8 protein-coding genes are annotated in these 7,028 nt (G+C 54.2%); 7 read left to right on the top strand and 1 reads right to left on the bottom strand.

Annotation, left to right across the window (positions count from 1 at the left end):
• The 6 genes from H6B51_RS15650 to mobQ all read left to right on the top strand — a co-directional run.
• A partial coding sequence (locus H6B51_RS15650) for a recombinase family protein (protein WP_204884554.1) occupies nt 1-2,133 on the top strand: 2,133 nt, incomplete at its 5' end.
• On the top strand, nt 2,130-2,456 hold the full coding sequence (locus tag H6B51_RS15645) for a TnpV protein (protein WP_087385919.1): 327 nt from the start codon (nt 2,130-2,132) through the stop codon (nt 2,454-2,456). The genes H6B51_RS15650 and H6B51_RS15645, both read left to right, overlap by 4 nt.
• Nucleotides 2,457-2,627: 171 nt before the next feature.
• Complete coding sequence (locus tag H6B51_RS15640; protein ID WP_087249586.1) at nt 2,628-2,924, top strand: hypothetical protein; 297 nt, start codon at nt 2,628-2,630, stop codon at nt 2,922-2,924.
• Between the two features lie 68 nt (nt 2,925-2,992).
• A complete protein-coding gene (locus tag H6B51_RS15635; RefSeq protein ID WP_087268227.1) occupies nt 2,993-3,343 on the top strand; it encodes an SdpI family protein in 351 nt (116 codons plus the stop codon).
• Between the two features lie 114 nt (nt 3,344-3,457).
• Entirely contained in the window at nt 3,458-3,754 is a 297-nt protein-coding gene (locus H6B51_RS15630) for a DUF3847 domain-containing protein (protein ID WP_204884553.1), read from the top strand.
• Nucleotides 3,755-3,983: 229 nt separating this feature from the next.
• Nucleotides 3,984-5,501, top strand: coding sequence for a MobQ family relaxase (mobQ, locus tag H6B51_RS15625; protein ID WP_204884555.1), 1,518 nt, complete (start codon nt 3,984-3,986; stop codon nt 5,499-5,501).
• A 61-nt stretch (nt 5,502-5,562) separates the two neighbouring features.
• On the opposite strand, the gene H6B51_RS15620 is transcribed toward mobQ, so the two are convergent.
• Nucleotides 5,563-5,733: a hypothetical protein gene (locus H6B51_RS15620; RefSeq protein WP_167495256.1), complete on the bottom strand. Its 171-nt coding sequence runs from the start codon at nt 5,731-5,733 to the stop codon at nt 5,563-5,565.
• Between the two features lie 88 nt (nt 5,734-5,821).
• Here H6B51_RS15620 and H6B51_RS15615 point away from each other — a divergent pair.
• On the top strand, nt 5,822-7,028 hold a 1,207-nt coding region (locus H6B51_RS15615), incomplete at its 3' end, for a toprim domain-containing protein (protein ID WP_204884552.1).

Below are 7,028 nucleotides of genomic sequence, written 5' to 3'. Positions count from 1 at the left end.
GGAAATGTGGCTACGGTCATTATCAAAGACCAAAGCAGGATTGGCCGTGATGTTGTCGAAGTGGGGCTTTTGAAGCGCACCTTTGACGAGTACCATGTACGCTTTATTGCGGCAAATGACAACCTTGATACCGCCAACGGCTTTGATATAATGTCAATTTTCCGAGATGTGATAAACGAGTGGTATGTTGCCGACACCAGCCGGAAAATCAAGACCGTTTTCAAGTCGAGAATGGAAAAGGGCTTGCGCTGCTCCGGCAGCGTCAGCTATGGCTACCTTGCGTCCAAGGAGAACAAGGGCGAATGGGTAATCGACGAGGAAGCCGCCGCCGTTGTGCGCCGTATCTTCCACAGCGTTGTTGCCGGGGAGAGTATCGCCAGCATAGCAAGGGCACTCCGCGCCGAGAAAATCCCTATCCCGTCCGAGCATTGGAAGCGGATAGGCGCACCCGTCCGGTCGGCGAAGTACACAGACCCCTACGCATGGTCAACAACAACTATCAGCTATATCCTCAAACGCCCGGAGTACACAGGGCGCAAGGTTTTAGGGAAAACCGTCTGCGAGAACTACAAGACCAAAAGCACCCGCAAGACCGCGCCGGAGGAACAGTATATTTTTGACGGGGAAATCCCCGCCATTGTGGACGAGGAAACATGGAACACCGTCCAGCGGCTTATGGGAACAAAACGCCGCGCCCCCAAGCGGCAGAACACCCCAAACCGCTTGACCGGGCTTCTCTACTGCGCCGACTGCGGCGCGAAGCTGACCCACCGCAGCAGCCTTGTGCAAGGCAAGTATCTGGACGACGCTTTTGTGTGTTCCAGCTACCGCCAGCTTACCCGCGACTGCACCATGCACTATATCCCCACCGCGAAAATGGAAGCCGCCATTCTTGCCGCAATCCAGCGCGTGAGCTGGTATGTACGGCACAATGAAGCGGAGTTTATCGAGCGTGTGCGGAAAGCCACCGACCAGCACCAAGAAAATGCCGTCAAGGAGTACCGGCAGAAAGTGAGCAAGGCGCAGCGGCGGTATAAGGAGCTGGACGGGCTTGTAAAAAAGCTGTACGAGGGAAACGCCACAGGCAAGATACCCGATAAGCACTTTACCCGTCTGCTTGCCGAATATGACGAGGAACAGACCGGGCTGGAAGCCGCTATCGCACAATGGCAGGAAGCAATCGAGAGCTGGAACGCCGACAGGCTGAAAACAGATAAGTTTATCGAGCTTGTGAGCCGCTACACCGACTTTTCCGAATTGACAACGCCCATGCTCAACGAGTTTATCGAGAAAGTGGTTGTCCATGAGGGCGAGGGGCGCGGGAACAGCCGCCGCCAGCGGATAGATATTTACCTCAACTTCATCGGCGCGTTTGAAGTCCCCGCCCATATCGTTACCCCAATGGAAGCCGAGGAACAACGCCGCCAGCAGGAGGAACAGGCGGCAAAGGAAGCCCGTTCACAGGAGCTTGCCAAAGCGCGGGAGGAAAAGCGCAAGGCAGAGAAGCGGGAGTTTACCGCGAGGAAGAAAGCGGGCTTGCTGACCCCGGAGGAACAGGCGGCAGACGAAGCGCGGTTAGCCCATAACCGGGCATGGCAAAAGGAATGGCGGAAGAAACGGAAAGCCGCCGAGCCGCCCAAGTCCCCAAAGCCGAAATCCTTAAAGGAGCTTGCCGCGCTGCAAAAGGCCGGAGCCGACCTCACGCCGGAGGAAGCAGAACGCCTTGCCGCTTACCGCGAGAGGAAAAACCACCAGCACAAGGCATGGTATGAACGGCAGAAAGCAGCGCAGCCGCCCAAGCCCCGGACGCTCAAAGAGCTTGCCGCCGCGCAAGTCGCGGGACAGCCCCTCACGCCGGAGGAAGCGGAACGCCTTGAAGCCAGCCGGAGCCGGAAGAAGAACGCCTACCAAGAACTGAAAGCCCAAGCGGAAACCGACCCCGCCGCAGCCGCCGAGCTTGCAAGGCGGCGGGCTTACCACTCGGAAGCCACCAAGAAATCCCGCCAGAAGATGTACGAGGAAGCCGCAGCCGGAAACCCCGCAGCCCAAGCCCGGTATGAGAACTTCCTTGCTGCAAGGCGGGAGAACTACCACAGGAAGAAGCACGACGAGAAAGGAGAACAAATCGCATGAGAAGATTGATTGATAACGGGAACCGCCCCATTACCCCAAAGCCCCATATCGGCCACTACGGGCGGCTGCGGAAAGCCTATCTGGAACAATACCGCCACCGCCTTTATACCGCCCTTGTAGCCAGCGAGAAGTTATATCCCCACCTTGCGGAAACAGACCGGGCGGCGCGGGATATGCTGGACTACCTCATGCCCCGCCTTGCCAGAGAAGCGGGAGCCACCGAAACCCTTAAAGCCGCCGACCCGATGAAATGGGTAGGATTGATGAACAACTGCAAGGCGAGAGCCGAGGAAATCATCAGGCATGAGCTAATCTATGTCTGACGGTCAAGAGCCGGAAAAATCGGAAATCTTGCGATAACAGCCGCCCCGACGAACCATTCCCCGTCCGGGCGGTTTTTATCGTCAAAAACGCTGTTTTCTCCAAGTCAAGAGCCGGAGAAAACACCCGAAAAATGCCCCTATTGCGTAACAGGGGCGCAGAAAGGAGCTTGCATGAGAACAGGGCTTACCAAGCAGGAAAAGACCACCGATATTTGGTTTGACGAGAAAGACCCCCTTATCCATATCCGCACCCACAACACCGCCTTGAAAAAGCGTCTGCTTGCATACAGCCGCCGCTACCCGGCGATCTGCCAGCAGACCGATGCAGACCCGGAAACGGGCTGCATGGAGTTTGACATTGAGAAAGGCCGTTTCTCTTTCCGTCTGACCGCCCCATACAGTGAGGAACGCAGGGAAGCGGCGCGGCAATATGCCAGAGAGAACAACGCCGCTGACAGGCTGAAATGATGTAGATTTGTTCACAATCTTATGATATACTGTTTCTTGGGAACAAATCGGAGTTGAGGAGGCAAACCATGTATTCCTTATTGTTATTAAATCTGATTATACCTTTTGTAATGATTTTGGTTGGGGACATATTGAAAAGACATCCTGCAACTGACATAAAATCGGGTAACGGATATAACACACCAACTGCACGGAAATCACAAGAACACTGGAATTATGCACAAAGTATAGCACCAAATAATTTTATCTCTCTTGGCAAGGTATTAGGAGTAGTTGAGATTATTTTAAGTATAGGAATGTTCCTTTTACAGATTTCAGTTAATATTGCCCTTACTGTAGGAATTTGTACGGGAATAGTATTTTTGTTTTGCGGCTTTTATAAAACAGAAATAGGAATAAAGAATAAGTTTAAGGAATGAATTTTTGTTTAATCGAACAGAACATAGTAAAATCAAACACTCCACCCACAAGGGACAGCCGAGAAAATCGACTGTCCTTTTTCTATGCCGACAGGCAGAAAGGAGCGACCAGTCATGACGAAACCGAGAGAGAAAACCCGCGAGGAATTGACCGCCGAGATTGAGGAAAGCAAGAAGAAAATCCGGCAGTTTGAGAACCGGGAAAAGATGTTGCGACAGAAGCTATCCGTTGAGGAACGCAAGGCGAGGAACCACAGGCTTTGCAAGCGCGGCGGCTTCATGGAGAGCCTTGTGCCGGAGCTGATTGCCATGCCGGACGAGGACGCGAAAGCCTTTTTACAGCTTGCCTTGACGAGCGAGCCAGCGCAGGAGTTTTTGAGAAAACGAGCCAAGAACGGGAACGCGGAATAATCCCTTTGGAACAAAGGGCGCACTTATACACCCTTGCGGGCGTGTGCGCTCTGCCGAGGGCTTATCTCCGCACAGGGAACTTTCCCCGCGCTCCGATATGGCGGCTTTGCCGCAACAAGGGGCTGCACCCCTTGCGCCGCTTCGCGGCTATCCCTGCACACCCACAAAAACAGTACACCCGCCCCGGCGTCTGTACTATTTTTGCGGGTTTTATTATCCTATCCGGGAGGTGATACCCATAGCCATTTACCATTGTAACATCGGCATTGTGAGCCGAGGAAAAGGCAAGTCAGCCGTTGCCGCAGCCGCCTATCGAAGCGGCGAGAAAATCACAAACGAGTGGGACGGAATGACCCATGACTACACCCGCAAGCGCGGCGTTGTCCATACGGAAATCCTACTGCCGCCCCATGCCCCGCCCTCTTTCTCTGACCGCGCTGCCCTATGGAACAGCGTGGAACTTTACGAGAAAGCCGGGAACGCCCAGCTTGCCAGAGAGATTGACGCAGCACTCCCCATAGAATTATCCAGAGAGGAACAGATCCGGCTCGTCCGGGAATACTGTTCCTCTCAATTTGTTTCCAGAGGAATGTGCGTTGATTTTGCCATTCACGACACCGGCAGCGGCAACCCCCATTGTCATATCATGCTTACCATGCGCCCCCTTGACGAGCGCGGCGCATGGGCGGCGAAGTCCAAAAAGGAATATGACCTTGACGAAAACGGCGAGCGTATTCGCTTGCCAAGCGGCAGATACAAGACGCACAAAGTTGACCTCACAGGCTGGAACGACAAGGGCAACGCGCTTTTATGGCGCAAGGCATGGGCGGATATTTCAAACGCCTACCTTGAACGCGCCGGAAGCCCGGAGCGTATCGACCACCGCAGCAACGCCGAGCGCGGCATTGACGAGCTGCCTACCGTCCACATGGGCGTAGCGGCTTGTCAAATGGAGAAGAAAGGCATAGCCACCGAGAAAGGCGAGCTGAACCGGAATATCCAAAAGGCAAACCGCCTTATCCGGGAAATCCGGGCGCAGATTGGAAAGCTCAAAGAATGGATTGGCGAGCTGTTCAAGGCGCGGGAAACCGCCCCGGAGCAGCCCCCGCAATCCCCCGGCCTTGCAAATCTGCTGATAAAGTATATGAGCGTTCAGAGGGAAAAGAGCCGGAAGTATTCGCAGTATTGGCAAAGGCAGCACGCAGCCGATGAACTGAAAACCGTATCACAGGCAGTCAATTTCCTTGCGGAGCGCGGCATTTCCACCCTTGCGGAGCTGGACGCTGCCCTTTCCTCTGTCAGCGACCAAGCCGACGCTATCCGGGAGGGCATGAAAACCGCCGAGAAGCGCATGAAAGAATTGCAAAAGCTGATTGAGTACGGGAGGAACTACACCGAGTACAAGCCCATTCACGACGAACTGAAAAAGCTGAAAAATGGCTGGACGAACAAGCGCGACAAGTACGAGGAAACCCACCGCGCCGAGCTTACCCTATGGAACGCAGCGAGCCGCTATCTCCATGCAAATCTGCCGAAAGGGACAAAGCCCCCCTTGCCTATTTCTGAATGGGAAAAAGAGTATGCCACCCTCAGCGGACAGAGGACAGCGGAATATACCAAGCTGAAAGAAACCCGCGCCGAGGTTGCCGAGCTGCACAATATCCGCAAGTGCGTTGATATTGCGCTGAAAGCCGACCAGCCGGAGCAGACACAGAGCCGCACCAAGCGGCAGGAACAAGAGCGATAAAGAAAAGGGCGGGCACGCTGCTTTGCCTGTCCGTCCTATGTGTTACTCAATAAATGGCAATTTAATAGCGCAAAACAAAATAAATCACATATACCCAACTAAGCAAGCCATGAAAAATTGCCCACCAAACAGATTTCCATGTTGTATAACTTATTACCATAGCTAAAGCACTACCAAATGTTATTCCTGTTTTTACAGTTTTTTCCACTATTGTCGTTTTATTTTCTTCCATCGTCTTTTGCCTCCAATATTCCGATTTGTTGACTTTATTCTACTCCAAAACTATGAACAATTCAACCACAGAAAGCGAGGTATCAACCATGTATTACACCCAAGAACAGATAGACCGGGCGAACCAAGCCGACCTTGTTTCTTTCCTGCAATCACAGGGCGAGCAGCTTACCCGCGCCGGAAATGAATACCGCTGGAAACGGCACGACAGCTTGACCGTCCGGGGAAACAAATGGTACAGGCACAGCCAGAGCAAGGGCGGCGGCCCCGTCGATTTTGTCATGGAGTTTTTCGGCAAGAGCTTCACCGAAGCCGTGGAACTTCTCACAGGAGAAAAGGGAGCCGTACCGCCGCCGGACAGACCTTGCCCCGCGTCCCTATCCGACTTCCGGCTACCGCCCCCAAACAGCGACAATCGAACAGCGAGGAACTACCTCACAGCAGCCCGCCGCATTGATGAAGATGTGACGGGCATTTTCTTTGCCCGCGGCGATATTTACGAGGACGCAGCCCACCACAACGCCGTATTTGTGGGGCGGGACGAGGACGGAATACCGCGTTACGCCCACAGCAAGGGGACGGCGGGAAACTTCCGGCTTGATGTGAAAGGCAGCGACAAAGCCTTTAATTTCTGCTACCGGGGCGAGGGCGACAGGCTTTTTGTCTTTGAAGCCCCCGTTGACCTGCTCTCTTTCCTCTGCCTGTTCAAAAAGGCATGGCAGAAGCAGAGCTATTTGTCATTGGGCGGCGTGGGAGAAAAAGCCCTGTTGCGTCTCCTCTCTGACCGCCCAAACATCAAGACCGTTTACCTCTGCCTTGACAGCGACCAAGCGGGAAACGACGCTTGCAGCCGCCTTGCGGAGCTTGTGCCGGAGGGATATACCGTCCACCGCCTTGTGCCGCTGTTTAAGGACTGGAACGAGGTATTGCAGCACCGGGCAGAAATCACAGACGGGAAGTATATCCGGGAAGCGGTTTACGGCTTGAAAGAGCCGCCGCAGGAAGAAACCGTCGAGATTATTCGCATGAGCGAGGTTGACACACAGACCGTTGAATGGCTATGGGAGCCGTATATCCCTTTCGGGAAAGTAACCATTGTGCAAGGCAATCCCGGCGAGGGCAAGACCACCTTTGCCCTACGCCTTGCCGCCGCCTGCACCACCGGGGGAACGCTGCCGGGAATGAAGCCCTTGCCGCCATTCCAAGTGATTTACCAGACCGCCGAGGACGGGCTGGGCGATACCGTCAAGCCCCGCTTGATAGAAGCCGAAGCCGACCTTGACCGCGTGCTTGTGA

Source organism: Pseudoflavonifractor phocaeensis, from assembly GCF_016901955.1.
In the GTDB taxonomy this organism is placed as follows: Bacteria; Bacillota; Clostridia; order Oscillospirales; family Oscillospiraceae; genus Flavonifractor; species Flavonifractor phocaeensis_A.
Note: the sequence above shows the minus strand (reverse complement) of the source record. Positions and strands in the feature narration are given on the sequence as shown.

Coding starts and splice junctions, on each gene's coding strand:
- H6B51_RS15645 (WP_087385919.1), top strand. CDS start 2,130: ATGAGAAGATTGATTGATAACGGGAACCGCCCCATTACCCCAAAGCCC.
- H6B51_RS15640 (WP_087249586.1), top strand. CDS start 2,628: ATGAGAACAGGGCTTACCAAGCAGGAAAAGACCACCGATATTTGGTTT.
- H6B51_RS15635 (WP_087268227.1), top strand. CDS start 2,993: ATGTATTCCTTATTGTTATTAAATCTGATTATACCTTTTGTAATGATT.
- H6B51_RS15630 (WP_204884553.1), top strand. CDS start 3,458: ATGACGAAACCGAGAGAGAAAACCCGCGAGGAATTGACCGCCGAGATT.
- H6B51_RS15620 (WP_167495256.1), bottom strand. CDS start 5,733: ATGGAAGAAAATAAAACGACAATAGTGGAAAAAACTGTAAAAACAGGA.